This is a genomic window from Paracoccus sp. (in: a-proteobacteria) (assembly GCF_046289755.1).
Taxonomy (GTDB): Bacteria; Pseudomonadota; Alphaproteobacteria; order Rhodobacterales; family Rhodobacteraceae; genus Paracoccus.
The window spans coordinates 25,315-42,018 of the sequence record NZ_JBKBVD010000018.1; the positions used below are offsets into that span (position 1 = coordinate 25,315).

A 16,704-nucleotide genomic window follows, 5' to 3' on the forward strand; every position below is an offset into this window, starting at 1 on the left:
CGCTTCCGGTCTATCTTCTCAGCATGAACGCCGAACACAATCACAACCTGCCCATCGGGCATGACCTGACCACCGGGCGCGGGCTGATCGCCTGCCCGCGTTGCGACGCGCTGCATCTGCGCGAGGATCTGGCGCCGGGTCAGACCGCGCGCTGCATCCGCTGCGGCAATGTGCTGGCCAAACCGCGCGAGGGCGCGTTCGTGCAACTGATCGCGCTGGCCTTCACCTCGATGGTGCTGCTGATCGGCGCGGTGTTCTTTCCGTTTCTTGAGGTGTCGACCTTTGGCTTTGGCAATGCCAGTTCGCTGTTCGATGTGGCGCTGGCCTTTGCCGATGGGGTGCTTTTGCCGCTGGTTCTGGCGGTTCTGGCGATGATCATCGGCCTGCCGATCACCCGGTCGTTCCTGCTGGTCTATACGCTGGCGCCGCTGGCGCAGGGCCGCAGCCCCTATCGCCACGCCGCCCGCGCCTTTCGCTGGTCCGAGATCCTGCGCCCATGGTCCATGGCCGAGATATTCGTGATCGGCACCGCCGTCGCGCTGGTCAAGGTCGCAGGGCTGGCCACGGTCCATCTGGGTCCGGCCTTCTGGGCCTTTTGCGCGCTGATTTTCGTCAACATCGCCAGCCGCGCCTTCATGTGCCAGACCTCGATCTGGGACGCGATCGAGGATGCGGGCATCCTGCCCTCTGATGCGCCAGCCCCTGAGCCACACGCATGAGCGTGCCCTCCGAGGGGCACGGCCCCGTTCTGACCGCCCATCGCGCCGGGCTGATCGGCTGCCGCAGCTGCGGGCGCGTCTGGCCGCTGGAGGAAACGCAGTGCCATCGCTGCGGCGCCGAACTGGTGCCGCCCGACCGGCGCGGGCTGCAGGCGGTCTGGGCCTGGCTGATCGCGGGCATCATCGCCTATATCCCCGCCAATCTCTTTCCGATGATGCGCACCCAGACCTTTGCCGGGCTGGCCGGAAATTCCGAGGCGACGATCCTGGGCGGGGTGATCGAGCTGATCCATTACGGCAGCTATGACATTGCGATCATCGTCTTTGTCGCCTCGGTCATCGTGCCGGTGGGCAAGTTCATCGCCATTGCGTGGCTGGCCACTGTCGCCGGTCGGCCCGCCAGCACCGATCAGGCGCATACCCGGCTGAAGGTCTATGAGGTGGTCGAGTTCATCGGCCGCTGGTCGATGATCGACGTGTTCGTCGTGGCGATCCTGTCGGCGCTGGTGCAGCTGGGGTTCGTGGCCTCGATCCATCCCGGCCCGGCGGCAGTGTCATTTGCGCTGTCTGTTGCCTTCACCATGCTTTCCGCGCAAAGTTTTGATGCCCGGTTGATCTGGCGCGGCCTGCCCTTGCGCAGCCGCCGCCCCTGACATCCCCGGCAGAACGCGCCGCCAAGGACGACCCAGTTAATGAGTGACACCCCCCCCAACACGACGCCGCCCCTGACGCCCGCCAGCCCGGTGCGCAAGACCGCCGCCCGTGCGGCACAGGCCGGTATAAACGTCATCTGGATCGTGCCGATCATCGCGCTGGTGGTGACGCTGGCCATTGCCTGGAACGCCTTCCGCGACCGGGGCAGTCTGATCGAGATCGAATTCGCGGATGCCACCGGCATCACGGCGGGCGAGACGACGCTGCGTTTTCGCGAAATCATCGTGGGCCGGGTTGAATCGGTGCGCTTCAGCGATGACCTCAGCCGCGTGCTGGTGGCGGTGCGGGTAGACCCGGACGTGGCGCAATATATCGACGATGAGGCCAGCTTCTGGATCGTGCGCCCGCAGGTCACGGCGCAGGGCGTCACGCGGCTGGACACGGTGCTGACCGGCGCCTTCATCGAGGGGTATTGGGACGCTGATGTCAGCGCCCTGACGACGGATTTCGTCGGGCTGGAACGCCCGCCGCTGATCCGCAACGACCAGCCCGGCACATGGGTCACCCTGTCGATGGAGGTTGCCGATGGCCTGAACGAGGGGGCGCCGGTCCTGTTCCGGGGCGTCGGCGTGGGCCGGATCGAGAATATCCGCCTCGATACCGCCTCGGACCGGGTTCTGGCCGATGCCTTTGTCGCCGCGCCCCATGACGCGCGGCTGACCAGTGCGACGGTCTTCTGGGACACATCCGGCTTTTCGCTGTCGCTTGGCGCGCAGGGCCTGTCGTTCAACGTCAATTCGCTGGCCTCGATCCTGCAGGGCGGGATCGCCTTTGACACCTTGGTCAGCGGGGGCCGCCCGGTCGAGACGCAGCAGGTCTTTTCCGTCCAGCCCGACGAAGCCACGGCACGCAACCTGCTGTTCACCGGCGACGAAGACACCCAGCCGCTGCGTCTTGGCATGATCATTGACGATTCACTGCGCGGTCTGACGCGCGGCGCGGATGTGCAGTTTCAGGGGCTGCGCGTGGGTCAGGTCACCGATCTGGCCGTCATCACCACCGAAGGGGCCGATGGCCGCCCCGAGCTGCGCCAGCTTGTCACCCTGTCGATCTCGCCCAGCAGGCTGGGGCTGGCCGATGACGCGCTGGCCGAGGATGCGCTGGCCTTCCTGTCCACAGCGGTCGAGGACGGGCTGCGCGCCCGCATCGCCAGCGCGGGTTTTCTGGGCACCTCGCTGATGGTCGAACTGGTCGAGATCCCCAACGCGCCCGACGCCACGCTGGATCTGACCACCGATCCCAACCCGCTGATCCCCTCGGTCGAGGGCGATCTTGAGGATTTCTCGGCCAGCGCGCAGGGGTTCATCGACCGCATCGGCAGCCTGCCGATCGAAGAGCTGATGAACTCGGCCCGCGACATGCTGGACAGCATCACCGCCATCACCCGCAGCGAGGACACCCGCGCCATTCCCACCGCCCTGCGCGAGGCGATCGAGGACGGCCGGCTGGCGCTGTCCGATCTCAGCGCGATCACGGCGGAACTGCGCGAGAACAACAGCGGTCAGACGCTGGCGCAGGTGCTGGAGGATGCATCGGCGGCCTTTCAGGCGGTCACGGATGCCGCCGTGGACGTGCCCGAAATGGTCGACCGCATCGACGCGGCGGCGGCGGCGGTCGAGCAGTTCGGGTTTGCCGAGGTCAGCGCGCAGGTCGAGGGGATTCTGGCCGATCTGCGCGCCATGCTGGGCAGCGAGGATGCTGAACAGCTGCCGCGCAACCTGTCGAACACGCTGGAGGCGGCGACTGGCCTGCTGAACGATCTGCGTGATGGCGATGCGGCGGGCAACCTGAACAATGCGCTTGGTTCGGCCAGTGCGGCGGCGGATGAAATCGCCCGCTCGGTCCAGCAGCTGCCGCAACTGATCCAGCGGCTGCAGGTCACGGCCTCGCGGGCGGACGGGGTGCTGTCCAGCTATGGCGACCGGTCGGCCTTCAACAACGAAGCAATCGGCACCTTGCGCGAATTGCGCCGCGCGACCGAGGCGTTCGGCTCGCTGGCGCGCATGATCGAACGAAACCCCCGCGCCTTTATTCTGGGACGTTGATGATGACCAAACACCTGACGCTGATCCCGCTGGCCGCCGTTCTGGCGCTTGGCGCCTGTTCCAACCCGGAAAAGACCGCGCGTTTCCTGATCGACCCGCCCACGGCGGGGGTGCAGGTGCCCAACCGGCTGGGCTCGGCGGTGCTGAAGGATGTCAGCCTGCCGCAATATGCCTCGGATCAGGAGGTCGCGTTCCAGACCGGGGACGGGGCTGTCCGCTCGACCCCCGACAATCTGTGGGCCGACAGTCCGGGCCGCGCCTTCACCACCGCGTTGGCCCGCGCCATCACCGAGGTCTCGGGCGCCACCGTCATCGGCGAGCCCTGGCCGCTGGCCGAGCCGCCCCAGCGCGAGGTCGAGGTGCGGGTCGAGCGTGCGCTGGCGCAGGCCAATGGCATCTACCGTCTCAGCGGGCGCTATTTCGTGGCGGATGACGGACGCTCGGGGGGCGGCACGAACCATGCGCGCAGCTTTGACATCTCGGTCCCGATGAGCGCGCAGACACCCGGCGGCACGGCGGTGGCGCTGTCTCAGGCGATTTCGGTGCTGGCGCAGCAGATTGCGACGCTGTCGGGGCCGGGCGCCACGATTGCCACGCGCGCGCCTGCGGCGCTGGACCCGTTCGACCTGCCGCCGCTGTTCTGATCAGGCCAGCGCCGCCAGCAATTCGCCATGCAGGCGCGGCCCGGCGACAACCAGCCCGTCGACCATGGCGCGCGGGCTGTTGAAGCGCATCACCCCGCCGCGCCGGTCGCTGACCCGCGCGCCCGACCGTTCCGCGATCAGCGCGCCCGCCGCAATGTCCCATTCCCACGCCGCGCGCAGCGACAGGGCGGCGTCGAACTGCCCCTCGGCGGCCAGACAGAGCCGCCATGCCAGCGATGACCGGAACTCGCGCCGGAAGGGCGGGACCACGCCGCCCTGCCAGTTCTGCGCCTCGGTCACGGCGCGATAGGTCAGCACCCGCGCGCCGTCGATCCCGGCATCGGTCGGCGCGATCGGCTGGCCGTTCAGCAGCGCCGGGCCATCGGCAAAGGCGGTATAGGTCAGATCGCGCGCGGGCAGATGCACGGCGGCGGCGATGATCCGTTCGCCATCGGCAATCGCCAGCGAATGCGAGAAACTGTCCTGCCCGTCGATAAAGGCCCGCGTGCCGTCGATCGGGTCGATGATAAAGCAACGCTGCGCATCCAGCCGCGAGGCATTGGCCTCGGATTCCTCGGACAGCCAGCCGTAACCGGGCCGGGCCGTCAGCAGCAATTCCTCCAGCGCCACGTTCACGGCCAGATCGGCCTCGGTCACCGGGCCTGCGCCGTCATCCTTGTCCCATGCCCTGGGATCGCGGCGCCAATAGCCAAGCGCGATCTGCCCCGCCTGTCGCGCGGCGGCCTCCAGCAGGGCCAGATCGGCCTCAGGCGCCCGCAACGGTCATCCCCCCGACCAGCAGGCTGGGCACTTCGATGCCGCGCCACGGCAGCGCGTCATCGGCGGCGATCAGCGTCATCAGCATCTGGCGCAGATTGCCCGCGATGGTGCATTCGTTGACCGGATAGGCGATCTGCCCGTTCTCGACCCAGAACCCCGCCGCGCCGCGCGAATAATCGCCCGTGGTGCCATTGATCGAGGCGCCCAGCATCGAGGTCACGATCAGCCCGCGCCCCATCTGCGCAATCAGCGCCTGCTGGTCGCCCTGCCCCGGCGTCAGGATCACATTGGAATGGCCGGGCGCGGGCGCCGAGGCCAGACCGCGCGCCGCCGATGCGGTGCTGTCCATGCCCAGCTTGCGCGCCGAGGCCAGATCCAGCGTCCAGCCCTGCAGCACGCCCTGCGCCACGATCTGGCGCGCGCGTGTGGGCAGCCCCTCGGCGTCGAAGGGGCGCGATGAGGGGTAGCGCGGGCGCAGCGGGTCTTCGGTCAGGTCCATCCCCTCGGGCAGGACCGGCTGGCCCAGATCGCGGCGCAGCCAGCTGGCGCCCCGCGCCACCGCGCTGCCGTTCACCGCCGACAGAAGATGCGCGATCAGCGTGCCCGACACGCGCCGGTCATAGAGGATCGGAAAGGCCCCCGTCGGCGGCTTGCGCGCGCCCGCCCGTGCCAGCGTGCGTTCGGCGGCAAGTCGCCCGATCTCTTCGGGGGCGGGCAGGTCGGCGGCAAAGACGCGGGATTCGCCCGCATAGTCGCGCTCCATCCCCAGCCCCTCGCCGGTGATGGCGATGACCGACAGCGCATGGCCGGTGCGCGCATAGCCGCCCGAAAACCCGTTCGAGGCGGCCAGCCACATGCGCCGGTGGCTATAGCTGGCATTCGCGCCCTCGACCTGAGAAATGCCTTTGGCCTCAAGCGCCGCAGCCTCGGCGCGCTGCGCCAGATCCTGCAGATGCTGGGGGTCGGGCTCGGGCGCATCCTCGGCCAGTTCCAGCGCGGCTGCATTGCGGATCTGTGCCAGCTGGCCGGGATCGGCCAGACCCAGAGTGTCGTCCACCGGCGCCTCGCGGGCCATGGCGACGGCGCGTTCGGCCATCTGCGCCATCACCGCCTCGCTGTGATCAGACGAGGACACGGCCGCCTGCCGCCCGCCGATCAGGACGCGCAGCCCGATCTCCAGCCCCTCGGCGCGTTCGGCCTGTTCCAGTGTGCCCGCGCGCATGTCGATGCTGACCGAGCGGCCGTCAACGGCCAGCGCATCGGCCTGATCGGCGCCCGCGCGGCGGGCCATGTCGACCAGCGTTTCGGCCAGACGTTTCAGACGGTCACGGTCGGGGGTGTGAAGGTTCATCGCGGATCAGGCCCTTGCGCTGCCCTGTCCCACCTGCGGGCGGGACAGGAACGGAAAAAGGCCGGGGCGCATCTGCGCGCCCCGGCCTGATGGTCACTGCCGGGGCAGGTCACTTCACCTGCTGGCCATTCGCAAAGATCGAGCCATCCTCGCGGAACTCCATCTCGGTGCGCAGGCGGTTGGCGTCGCCATCGACCGGGCGGGCGAACATCGCCATCATCATGCGCGTGCCCATCAGTTGTTCCTGTGGCAGCAGGCCCATCGCGACCATGGTGTCCATCAGCGCGTCGATGCCGGTGAAATTGCCCGTGATGCTGCCCACGGGCTGGGTCGGGTCATCGCCAAAGGTCAGCGCGCCGGTCACCTCGGCCGAGGCGCCGACGGCATCCAGCGACATCCTGTTCACCGTCAGGCTGCGCGGCAGGAACGGCATATCCTCGGCCTCGACCGCCTCGGGGTCCATGAGGTCGGCGACCAGAACCGCCTGACCGTCAATGTCGATATCCAGATTGGCCGGGTCACGGGGCAGCTTTGCCTCGGGATCAAAGATCGACCACAGCGCGTCGTCCAGCGTCAGGCCACCGATCCGGTAGGTCAGGCCAAAGGGCTGCTCGGCCTCGTCGGCCAGCATTGGCAGGACCAGGCCAAAGGCCCATTCCGCCATGCCATAGGACACCGGCATCATGTCCATCCCCGAGCTTTGGATCTTGACGTTCGAGTTCACGCCCTTGGTGTCGAGGGTCAGGCCCGCAGCCGACAGGGCCGCGGTCAGTTCGCCGCTTTCTGCCGAAAAGCTGCCGCGCCCTTCCTGTTGCTGGCCTGCATAGTCCGAGGTCATGCTTTTGAATGCGCCGGTCATCGGTCCCACGGCGAACGTCGCGGTGCCATCCATGCCCGCACGCAGCGCCTCGGCCGGGTCCACGTCAAAGCCCGCCACGCCGCCGGGGGTGGTGCCCTCGCCGGTGATGGTCATGTTTTCGATGCGGAACGTGCCTTCAAAGCTGTCGGTCGCGCCGGGGGCCGTGCCGTCGGTTGCGCTGTCTTCGCCTTCGGCCGCATCGTCGATCTCGGTTGCGGTGCTTTCGGCTGCGATGGTCATGTCCATCGCGGCGGCGCTGATCTCATAGGTCTGTTCGTTGCCGCCGTCTTCCAGCAGACGAATTGTCTGATTGCCCGCGATATCGGTCATGCTGACGGTCACCGGGGCCTCGCCCTCGGAATCAGCGGCCGAGCCGGTCAGGCGCAGTTCGGGGATCGTATAGACATGGCGCATATCATCGACCGTGCCGGACGAGATCGTCTCGTTGCCCGGCATCTGCACGACCATGTCAAAGCCGCTTTCCTCGCCCGACATATCGGTGCTGCGGGCAACAAACTGCATGTCGCCCTCGACGACCGAGCGGACCTGCCCGTCGCCCGCATCTTCGAATACCATCCGCGGGAAGGTCACCGAAAAGCGGCCCTCGGCCTCGGCAGGTGCGCGCAGGACGACATCCTCCAGCACCAGACGGTCGCCGCTGTCGTCGCGCGACCCGATTTCGACTTCGCTGCCCGCGTCGGTCAGGCTGCGTTCCACGTTTTCCCAGACCTGTGCCGGGGTCAGGTCGGCCAGTGCGGCACCGGCACCCAGGATCAGAGCAAGGGCCGAGGTTGCAAGGGGACGAAACATGACTGATACCTTTCGCAGTACTGCATTCAGCCCGATTTCTGACACAGGCAGGCGTAAAGTGAAAGGCATGACGGCATGATCCGGATCGAGCAGAAAGCGGGTGGCGAAATGGCGCTGCTGGTCATCGACCGGCCCGGCAAGGCCAATGCGCTGACCGAACAGATGCTGCGCGATCTGACCGAAGGGCTGGAGCGGCTGGCGCAAGCGGGCGCCAAGGCGGTGATCCTGACGGGCAGGGGCAAGGTTTTTTCGGCGGGTGCCGATCTGGAGGCGGCCCGCGCGGGGCTGGCGCAATCGGATGCGTGGGCCGCGCTGTCGGGGCGCATGGCCTCGATGCCCTGCCTGACGATTGCGGCGCTGAACGGGACGCTTGCGGGGGGTGCGTTCGGAATGGTGCTGGCCTGCGACATCCGGCTGGCCGTTCCCGAGGCAGAGTTCTTCTATCCCGTCATGCGGCTTGGCTATCAGCCGCCGCAGGGCGACCCGGAACGCATGGTGCAACTGATCGGCCCGGCACGGACCAGGATGATCCTGATGGCAGGGGCCCGGATTGCCGCGCCCGAGGCGGTGTCATGGGGTCTGATCGACCGCATCCTGCCCGCACCTGATCTGATGGATGGCGCCGCTGCGCTGGCAGCGACATGTCTTGGCGCCTCGCGTGATCATATCGCCGCGATCAAGGCGCGCGTTCAGACCTGTTACAGCCCGGCGCTGCTGTAATAGACGTTGGCGTCAAGCTCTTCTTCAAAGCCGATGCCGGACGCGATGATACAGCTTGTTTCATCGGCGCGCGGGGCCACCAGCGTCCAGGTCCCCATCACGTCCGAGGCCCACAGTTCGGCCCCGCCCAGCCCCGCCGTCAGGACGGGCGCTTCGGCGAAATCGTGCCGAAGTGTCTGCGCGATCTCGGCGTCGCTGGCGCAATAGGGCTGATCGTCGACCGCCAGGTCCGAGACAGGCAGGGTGTCGATCTGATCCAGCAGCGTGGCCACCTCGATGCCCTCCATGGCGGACCAGCTTTGCACCGGCTGTTCGGTGTGGTTCGAGGCCATGGCCGGCAGAGCCAGCAGCAGCGCGGCGCTGCCGGCCAGTCCGAGGCGGGGGGCGGTGCGGGTCATGGGTCTGGCCTTTCGTTGTCCTGTCGTCACGGATTGACACAGGCAAAACGCGGGTCTTTGCGGCAAGGTTCCCGTTACGTCCCGTCAGGGCGTGTTTCACGACGGCGCAGAAGGGCGCAGCGTCGTCCCGCAGCGCGGGTCGCAAGGGGCCATGTTTGCGCTGGCATTCCACCTCTCGAAACTGTTGTCTGTCTCGCGTAAAGGAACCAGAGCGGCTGAACTGACGGGGTGACGGAATGGCGATGCTATTGGGTGATGTGGGCGGAACCAATGCGCGGCTGGCGATCGCGCGGAACGGCAGCATAGATGCGGGCACCGTCACGCGGTATCGCGGCGATGATTTTGCCACCTTCGACGATGTGGTGCGCCAGTTCATGGCCGAACAGCATCAGCCCAATATCTCGTCCATGTGCATTGCCGTGGCGGGGCCGGTCAGCGGCGGACGTGCGCGGCTGACCAATCGCGACTGGTCCTTTGACGAGGATCAGCTGGCGCGGCTGACCGATGCCGATCAGGTGCGGCTGATCAACGATCTGACCGCGCTTGGCTATGCCACGCCCGCGCTGACAGGCGACGGCGTGGCCACCCTGCGCGAGGCGCCGGTGGACCGCGCCCGCAACGGTCAGGCGCTGGTCGTGGGGCTGGGCACCGGGTTCAACGTCTGCGCCGTCCGCGTGCTGCCCGGCGGCGCGATCACCGCGCTGGAGGCCGAAGAGGGTCACACCCACCTGCCCGCCAATATCATGGCCCGGCTGGTGGATCGCGTGGGCACCGATGCGGCGGCGGGCTTTTTCTCGACCGAAGAGACATTCGCCGGGCGCGGGCTGTCGCGCCTGCACGCCGCCATGACCGGTACCGATCCCGTCCGCAGCGAAGAGATCGCCCGTGCCGCCGAGTCGGGCGATCCGCAGGCCACCGCCACCTATGATTTCTTTGCCGAACTGGTCGGTCTTTTGTGCCGCGAGCTGGCGCTGCGCTTCATGCCGCTGGAGGGGCTGTTTCTGGCCGGCAGCGTGGGCCGCAGCATCGCCGACCGGATGCGCCTGTTCGAACCGGCCTTTCTGGCCGAGGCACATATGCGCCACATCCCGGAAAACACGCCGCTTTTCCTGATCCGCGATGATATGGCCGCGCTGCATGGCTGTCTGGCGGCCCTTGGGCAGCCTGCGGGGCAGGCACGCAAAGGTTAAGCGACAGCGCGTGATCTGGCCGGGGAATTGCTGGATTTCGCGGCCCGTTCCTGCTTCTATTGGTCCAAGAACAAAAGGACAGGCAGGGCGATGCGGCGATTGATCGGGGCGGTGCTGGCGGCGACGACGGCAATGGGTGGCGTGCTCGTGGCGACGGGTGCGGCGCAGTCGCAATCCTCGTCTCCGTTTTCGGGGTGGTTCGGGCGCGCTGACAGCGACAGCCCGGTCGATTTCGACATTCGCGTGGCGGGCGATGACTACGGGCTGGAACGCGCCTTTCGAAACACCTCGCTGATTTCGGGCGCGCTGGCCGAGGACCGTATCACCGGGCAGGACATCCTTGCCGCCGCCCGCGCCGATTATGCCCGCATTCTGGGTGTCCTCTATGATGAGGGGTATTACGCGGGAGAGGTCAGCATCCAGCTTGACGGAACCGAGGCCGCCGAGGTCGCACCGCTGGACGCCCCCGAACTGGTGCGCCGGGTGGTGATCGCGGTCGATCCCGGCCCGCGCTTTCGCTTTTCGCGCGCGCAGATCGCGCCGGTCGCGCCGGGCAGTGACATTCCCGAAGAATATGCGGCGGGCGAGGTTGCGGGCACCGGCACCATGCGGCGCGCGGCGCTGGCCGGGGTGGATGGCTGGCGCGGTGCGGGCCATGCCAAGGCCGATATCGCCGATCAGCAGATCACCGCGGAACATGACACCAGCAGCGTGGACAGCCGCATCGGTCTGGACCCCGGCCCGGCCGTCAGCTTTGGGCAGATGCGCGTCAGCGGCAACCAGCGCCTGAACGAACGCCGCCTGCGCAAGATCGCGGGCTTTCCCGAAGGTCAGCGCTTTGACCCCGAAGAGCTGGAAACCGTGCGACGCCGCCTGCGCCGCAGCGGCGTCTTTTCCGCCATCACCCTGACCGAGGCCGATGATCTGTCGCAGGGCAACACGCTGGACGTGGACCTGACCGTGGTGGAACAAAGCCCCCGGCGCATCGGCGCTGGCTTTGAAATCTCGAACACCGATGGAATTCTGCTGTCGGCCTACTGGATGCACCGCAACCTGCTGGGTGGCGGCGAACGGCTGCGCGTTGACGCGAAGGTTCAGGACATCGGCTCGGATACCAGCGACCGCGACGATGAGATCAAGCTGCGCATCGACCGGCCCGCGACGATCACGGCGGACACGACCGGCTATCTGGAAACCAGCATCGCCCGCATGCGCGAAGAGGATTACAACGAGGACAGCGCCAGCCTGGCGCTTGGCTTCAACCATATCTTCAGCGAACGCCTGACCGCCGATGTGTCGGCGGAATACCGCATCAGCCGCGTGTTCGACGCCAATGGCCGCACCGATTTCCGCGTGCTGGCCCTGCCCTCGGACATCATCTGGGACCGGCGGGACGAGCCGAACAACGCCAAGCGTGGCTATTGGCTGTCGGCCGAGGCGACGCCCTTCTACGGCTTTGAAGACACCGGGTCGGGCCTGCGGGCGCTGGCCGAGGGGCGCGGCTATCTGTCCTTTGGCGAGGATGACCGGTTCACGCTGGCCGGGCGCGGGCGGTTCGGCAGCATTCTTGGCAGCGAGATCGACACCACCCCGCGCGGCTATCTGTTCTTTTCCGGCGGCGGGGGCTCGGTCCGGGGGCAGCCCTATCAAAGCCTTGGCGCCGAGGTGATCCCCGGCCCTGACGGCCCGATCCGCACCGGCGGCATGAGCGTGGCGAATGCCACCGCCGAGATCCGCTTTCAGGTGCGCGACAATATCGGGCTGGTGGCCTTTGCCGATTACGGGCGCGTCTGGTCCGAGGGCGGTTTCGAGGGGGTCACCGGCGATCACTCGGGCGCGGGCATCGGTATCCGCTATGACACGCCGGTCGGGCCGCTGCGCTTTGACGTGGCCGGGCCGGTCGCTGGCGATACCGGCAGCGGCGTTCAACTTTACCTCGGGCTTGGGCAGGCATTCTGATGCGTCTTTTCTGGATCACCATCTTTGCGCTGCTGTTTCCGCTGGCCGTTCTGGCGCAGACCGCCGCCGAACTGTCCGAACAGATCGACGACGACCGCGGCTTTCTGACCGGCCTGCTGGAGCGCAACCTGTCGGGCGCGGGCCGGACGGTCGTGCTGGAGGGGTTCGAGGGCGCACTGTCCTCGCGCGCGACCTTCCGCGAATTGCGCATTTCCGATGAGGAGGGCGTCTGGCTGACCCTGCGCGACGGCGCGATCCAGTGGAACCGCAGCGCCCTGCTGCGCCGCCGGATCGAGATTGCCGAACTGTCCGCCGCCGAGATCCTGCTGCCCCGTCTGCCCGCGGGCGAGGCGACCGGCGTGCAGGCCGAGGCGCCGGTCTTTGCCCTGCCCGAACTGCCCGTGTCGCTGAAGATCGACCAGATACGCGCAGGCCGCGTGTCCCTGGGCGAGCCGGTGCTCGGCATCGAGGCCGCGCTGCAGATCGACGGCAGCCTCAGTCTGGACGATGGCGAGGGCGAGACGCAGCTGACCATCAACCGCCTTGACGGGCCGCGCGGCCAGTTCGTGCTGGACACCGCCTATTCGAACGAGACGCAGGTGCTGCGGCTGAATCTGGGGCTGGACGAGGCGGCCGACGGGGTGCTGGCGAACCTGATCGACCTCTATGAACGCCCTGCCCTGACCGCGCAGATCAGCGGCGAAGGCGCGATTGCGGATTTTGGCGCCGACATCCGGCTGGCGACCAATGGTCAGCCGCGCATCACGGGACGTCTCAGCGCCAATGCCCGCCCCGGCGAGGATGGCACCCCCGGCACCGCCTTTGGCATCCGGATCGGCGGCGATGTCGCCTCGTTGCTGCGCCCGCAGGACCGCGCCTTCTTTGGCCGCGACACCCGCCTGCTGGCCGAGGGCTGGCGGGCCGAGACCGGGCGGATCGAGGTTCCGCAGCTGAGCCTGCAGACCGAGGCGCTGAGCATGTCCGGCTCGTTCTCGACCAACGATCAAAGCGCGCCGCAGCGGGCCGAACTGCAGATCCTGCTGGGCCGCGACGCCGAGGCGCCGCAACTGCCCGTCGCGCTGCCCTTTGCCGATGGCACCACCGTCGACAGCGGGCGGCTGGACTTGTCCTATGACGCTGCCGAAGGTCAGGGCTGGACCCTGGCGGGCCGTGTCGGGCAGGTCGACCGGGGGGATGTGACCATCGGTGAGCTGGCGCTGAACGGCGGCGGCGAGGTGGTGCTGGACGATGGCGCGCTGTCCGAGGTGACCGGCGCGCTGGATTTCGGCACCCGCGCGATGGCCTTCGCCGATCCCGGCATGGCCGAGGCGATCGGCACGGCGATCGAGGGGCGGGCGGGGTTCAACTTTACCCCCGGCAACGTGCTGGACATTTTCGACGTGCGCGTCGAGGGCGCCGATTACGGCCTGACCGGCGACTTTCTGGTTGCGGGCCTGTCCAGCGGCATCACCCTGTCCGTCGCGGCCAATGCGCAGCACAGCGATCTGTCGCGCCTGTCCACCCTGTCGGGGCGCGATCTGACCGGCGTGGCCGAGGCCGAGATCAGCGGCTATTACATCGTGCTGAACCGCAGCTTTGACCTTGATGCGCGCGTCACCGCGACCGATCTGATGCTGGATCAGCCGCAGCTGGACCGCCTGCTGGGCGGGCGCTCGGACATCACCGCCCAGATCCGCCGCGACGAAACCGGGATCGAGGTCGAGGAGCTGACCATCGCGGCTTCGCGCCTGACCGCCGAGGCCACCGGGCGGCTGTCCAGCCTGTCCAGCGATCTGGTCGCGCGCATCTCGATGCCCTCGCTGGCCGAGGCCGATCCGGTCTATGGCGGCAGTCTCGAGGCCGAGGCGCGGCTGAACGGCGCCCGCGGCACCCGCCGCGTGACCGTCAGCGGCGAGACGCAGGACCTGCGCATCGGCATCGAGGCGCTGGACCGCGCGCTGGCGGGCATGACCAGCCTGACCCTGATCGCGGGCGAAACCGACGAAGGCTATCAGCTGGACAGCTTCCGCGTCAGCAACCCGCAGATCACCGCCTCGGGTCAGGGCAATTTTCTGGGCGGCGCGCTGGATGCGGTGGCGGACGTCGCCATCCCCAGCCTTGCGGCGCTGAACCCCGGCTGGACCGGCAGCCTGACCGCCGAGGCGCGGCTGACCGAAGAGGAGGGCCGCCGCCTGATCGACATGACCGGCGAAGGGCAGGATCTGGCCTTCGGGCAGGGCGGCGTCGACGGTGCGCTGACCGGGCGCACCGCCCTGCGCGTGCGGGCGGAAGAGGCCGACGGCGTGGTGACTCTGCGCGACGTGCAGGTGACGAATGATCAGCTGCGCGCGACGGCGCAAGGCGTCTTTGGCGAGGGCGTGACCGACCTGACCGCCGATGTGGAGGTGGCCTCGCTGGCGCCCTTTGGTCCGGGCTGGCGCGGCGCGCTGACTGCCAGCGGCAGCTTTGCCGAGGCGGGCGACGGGGTGCGCCGGCTGGATGTGACCGGCACCGGGCGCGATCTGGCCTTTGGTCAGGCGCAGGTCGATGGCGCGCTGTCGGGCGAAACGCGTCTGGCCCTGACCGGGACCGAGGCTGACGGCATCTTCTCGATCCAGACCGCACGGATCGAAAACCCCCGCCTGACCGGCACCGCGACCGGACAGGTGGGCGCAGGCGCCACCGATGTCGAGGCCGAGGTTCAGGCCAGCGATCTGCGCTTTCTGGGCGCGGGCTTTGGCGGCGCGGTGCAGGCGCAGGGGCGGCTGGTCGATGACGGCGCGCAGCGGCGCGTCACCGCGACCGGCACCGCCAACGGGCTGCGCATCGGGCAGGCGCGGGTTGATCCGGTTCTGGCGGGGCAGACCAGCTTTGATCTGGCCGCGACGCAGGGCGATGGCGGCCTCAGCGTGCAGCGTCTGCTGGTGAACAACCCCCAGATCCGGGTCGAGGGCAGCGGCGATCCGGCCTCGGGGATCAACCTTGACGCGCGGCTGGCCAATCTGGGCCTGCTGGTGCCGGAATTTCCCGGCCCGGCGACGGTGACCGGCACGCTGCGCGAACAGGGCACGAATTTCGTGATGGATCTGGCCGCGACCGCACCGGGCAGCGTCAGTCTGCGCATCGCTGGAACCGCCGCGCGCGACGGGTCGACCGCCGATCTGGCGATCACCGGCAGCGCCGATTCCGCGCTGGCCAATACCGCGCTGCGCACCCGCAGCATCTCGGGGCCTCTGGCGATCGACCTGCGGCTGGCCGGACCGCTGGCGCTGCAGTCGCTTGGCGGGCAGGTGCGGCTGGAGGGCGGGCAACTGTCCGACCCCGGCCTTGGCGTCCGGCTGGAGCAGATCGGCGTGACGGCGGCGTTCCAGAACGGACAGCTGCGGGTCGATGGCGGCGGCGCCTTTGCTGCTGGCGGGCGGATGACTGTCTCCGGGCCGGTCGATCTGGGGGGCGGAACACTGGACATCGCGCTGAACCTCAACAACGCCGTGCTGCGTGACCCCAACCTCTATGAGGCGCGGGTGAACGGGGCCATCCGCATCTCGGGGACACTGGCGGCGGGGCCGCTGCTGTCAGGCCGGATCGTGCTGGAAGAGACCGAGATCCGCATTCCCTCGACCGGGCTGGGTGGCGCGCGGGGTATCCCTGATATCCGCCATGTCGGCAATCAGCGCCCGCCGGTCCGCGCCACCCGCGCGCGCGCCGGGCTTGAGGGCTATCCCAGCCCTGCCGCCAGCGCCGCCGGTCTGGCCGGGCCACCGTCGACCCCGCCCGCAAACCCGCCGCGTCTCGATCTGGTGATCGACGCCCCCAACCGGGTGTTTGTGCGCGGGCGCGGGGTCGATGCCGAACTGGGCGGCAGCTTCCGCATTCAGGGCACCATCCGCAATGTCGTGCCCGTCGGCAATCTGGAGCTGATCCGGGGCCGGGTCGATCTGCTGGGCAACCGCTTTAACCTGACCGAGGGGCTGGTCGAGCTGCAGGGCAGCCTGATCCCGGTGATCCGGCTGGTGGCGGAAACCGATCGCGGCGGCATCACCACCCGCATCATCATCGACGGAGAGGTCCGCGACCCAGAGATCACCTTTGAATCCTCGCCCGAACTGCCGCAGGAAGAGGTTCTGTCGCAGCTGCTGTTCGGGCGCGGGCTGGACAGCATCACGCCGCTGCAGGCCGCCCAGCTTGCCAATGCGATTGCGGTGCTGGCGGGGCGGGGCGGCGAAGGGATCATCGGCAATCTGCGCAGAAGCGCCGGACTGGACGATCTGGACCTGACCACCGATGAGGACGGCAATGTCGAACTGCGCGCGGGCCGCTATCTCAGCGAGAACGTCTATACCGACGTGTCCGTGGGCGAAAGCGGGCGCAGCACGATCAATCTCAATCTGGACATCAGCCAAAGCCTGCGTGCCCGTGGCTCGGTCGGCAGTGACGGCAGCAGCAGCATCGGCGTCTATTTCGAGCGCGACTACTGAGGGGCGGCCCTGCGCCCCGCTGCCCTGCCCCGACCGC

Annotated in this window: 12 protein-coding genes; 8 read left to right on the forward strand and 4 right to left on the reverse strand. The window is 68.3% G+C overall.

Features of this window, described 5'->3' with window-relative positions:
* The first annotated feature begins 23 nt into the window (after positions 1–23).
* The 4 genes from ACK41U_RS08815 to ACK41U_RS08830 are packed head-to-tail and all read left to right on the forward strand — an operon-like array spanning position 24 to position 4,122.
* Positions 24–719 (forward strand): paraquat-inducible protein A, encoded by a 696-nt coding sequence (locus ACK41U_RS08815; protein WP_409678547.1) that lies wholly within the window; start codon positions 24–26, stop codon positions 717–719.
* The gene (locus tag ACK41U_RS08820) at positions 716–1,372 is read left to right on the forward strand and encodes a paraquat-inducible protein A (RefSeq protein ID WP_409678550.1); all 657 of its coding nucleotides are present in this window, start codon (positions 716–718) and stop codon (positions 1,370–1,372) included. Before ACK41U_RS08815 ends, ACK41U_RS08820 begins: the two co-directional genes overlap by 4 nt.
* A gap of 39 nt (positions 1,373–1,411) precedes the next feature.
* Entirely contained in the window at positions 1,412–3,478 is a 2,067-nt protein-coding gene (locus ACK41U_RS08825) for an intermembrane transport protein PqiB (RefSeq protein WP_409678553.1), read from the forward strand.
* Between the two features lie 2 nt (positions 3,479–3,480).
* A complete protein-coding gene (locus ACK41U_RS08830) occupies positions 3,481–4,122 on the forward strand; it encodes a membrane integrity-associated transporter subunit PqiC (protein WP_409678555.1) in 642 nt (213 codons plus the stop codon).
* Here ACK41U_RS08830 and ACK41U_RS08835 read toward each other — a convergent pair whose 3' ends face one another.
* The 3 genes from ACK41U_RS08835 to ACK41U_RS08845 all read right to left on the reverse strand — a co-directional run bounded on the left by ACK41U_RS08835 (position 4,123) and on the right by ACK41U_RS08845 (position 7,922).
* Entirely contained in the window at positions 4,123–4,902 is a 780-nt protein-coding gene (locus tag ACK41U_RS08835) for an inositol monophosphatase family protein (protein WP_409678558.1), read from the reverse strand. It lies immediately after the preceding gene.
* Entirely contained in the window at positions 4,889–6,253 is a 1,365-nt protein-coding gene (locus ACK41U_RS08840) for a TldD/PmbA family protein (protein WP_409678561.1), read from the reverse strand. The genes ACK41U_RS08835 and ACK41U_RS08840 overlap by 14 nt, the downstream gene beginning before the upstream one ends.
* A gap of 109 nt (positions 6,254–6,362) precedes the next feature.
* Positions 6,363–7,922 carry a DUF2125 domain-containing protein gene (locus ACK41U_RS08845; protein ID WP_409678564.1) on the reverse strand — a complete coding sequence of 520 codons (1,560 nt, stop codon included), beginning with the start codon at positions 7,920–7,922 and terminating at the stop codon, positions 6,363–6,365.
* A 75-nt stretch (positions 7,923–7,997) separates the two neighbouring features.
* Between ACK41U_RS08845 and ACK41U_RS08850 the strand changes: the two genes are divergently transcribed.
* Positions 7,998–8,642, forward strand: a complete 645-nt coding sequence (locus ACK41U_RS08850) for an enoyl-CoA hydratase/isomerase family protein (protein WP_409678566.1) — start codon at positions 7,998–8,000, stop codon at positions 8,640–8,642.
* Here ACK41U_RS08850 and ACK41U_RS08855 read toward each other — a convergent pair.
* Positions 8,621–9,040, reverse strand: a complete 420-nt coding sequence (locus tag ACK41U_RS08855) for a hypothetical protein (RefSeq protein WP_409678569.1) — start codon at positions 9,038–9,040, stop codon at positions 8,621–8,623. The genes ACK41U_RS08850 and ACK41U_RS08855 overlap by 22 nt on opposite strands.
* Before the next feature lie 236 nt (positions 9,041–9,276).
* On the opposite strand from ACK41U_RS08855, the gene ACK41U_RS08860 reads away from it, so the two are divergent.
* The 3 genes from ACK41U_RS08860 to ACK41U_RS08870 all read left to right on the forward strand — a co-directional run bounded on the left by ACK41U_RS08860 (position 9,277) and on the right by ACK41U_RS08870 (position 16,667).
* A complete protein-coding gene (locus ACK41U_RS08860; RefSeq protein ID WP_409678572.1) occupies positions 9,277–10,230 on the forward strand; it encodes a glucokinase in 954 nt (317 codons plus the stop codon).
* 90 nt (positions 10,231–10,320) lie between these two features.
* A complete protein-coding gene (locus tag ACK41U_RS08865; RefSeq protein ID WP_409678575.1) occupies positions 10,321–12,189 on the forward strand; it encodes an autotransporter assembly complex protein TamA in 1,869 nt (622 codons plus the stop codon).
* Positions 12,189–16,667 carry a translocation/assembly module TamB domain-containing protein gene (locus ACK41U_RS08870; RefSeq protein WP_409678578.1) on the forward strand — a complete coding sequence of 1,493 codons (4,479 nt, stop codon included), beginning with the start codon at positions 12,189–12,191 and terminating at the stop codon, positions 16,665–16,667. The genes ACK41U_RS08865 and ACK41U_RS08870 overlap by 1 nt, the downstream gene beginning before the upstream one ends.
* The last annotated feature ends 37 nt before the right edge of the window (positions 16,668–16,704 follow it).

Excerpts from the sequence above, each read along its gene's own strand:
- ACK41U_RS08815 (WP_409678547.1), top strand. The coding sequence starts at position 24 with ATGAACGCCGAACACAATCACAACCTGCCCATCGGGCATGACCTGACC.
- ACK41U_RS08820 (WP_409678550.1), top strand. The coding sequence starts at position 716 with ATGAGCGTGCCCTCCGAGGGGCACGGCCCCGTTCTGACCGCCCATCGC.
- ACK41U_RS08825 (WP_409678553.1), top strand. The coding sequence starts at position 1,412 with ATGAGTGACACCCCCCCCAACACGACGCCGCCCCTGACGCCCGCCAGC.
- ACK41U_RS08830 (WP_409678555.1), top strand. The coding sequence starts at position 3,481 with ATGACCAAACACCTGACGCTGATCCCGCTGGCCGCCGTTCTGGCGCTT.
- ACK41U_RS08840 (WP_409678561.1), bottom strand. The coding sequence starts at position 6,253 with ATGAACCTTCACACCCCCGACCGTGACCGTCTGAAACGTCTGGCCGAA.
- ACK41U_RS08845 (WP_409678564.1), bottom strand. The coding sequence starts at position 7,922 with ATGTTTCGTCCCCTTGCAACCTCGGCCCTTGCTCTGATCCTGGGTGCC.
- ACK41U_RS08850 (WP_409678566.1), top strand. The coding sequence starts at position 7,998 with ATGATCCGGATCGAGCAGAAAGCGGGTGGCGAAATGGCGCTGCTGGTC.
- ACK41U_RS08855 (WP_409678569.1), bottom strand. The coding sequence starts at position 9,040 with ATGACCCGCACCGCCCCCCGCCTCGGACTGGCCGGCAGCGCCGCGCTG.
- ACK41U_RS08860 (WP_409678572.1), top strand. The coding sequence starts at position 9,277 with ATGGCGATGCTATTGGGTGATGTGGGCGGAACCAATGCGCGGCTGGCG.
- ACK41U_RS08865 (WP_409678575.1), top strand. The coding sequence starts at position 10,321 with ATGCGGCGATTGATCGGGGCGGTGCTGGCGGCGACGACGGCAATGGGT.
- ACK41U_RS08870 (WP_409678578.1), top strand. The coding sequence starts at position 12,189 with ATGCGTCTTTTCTGGATCACCATCTTTGCGCTGCTGTTTCCGCTGGCC.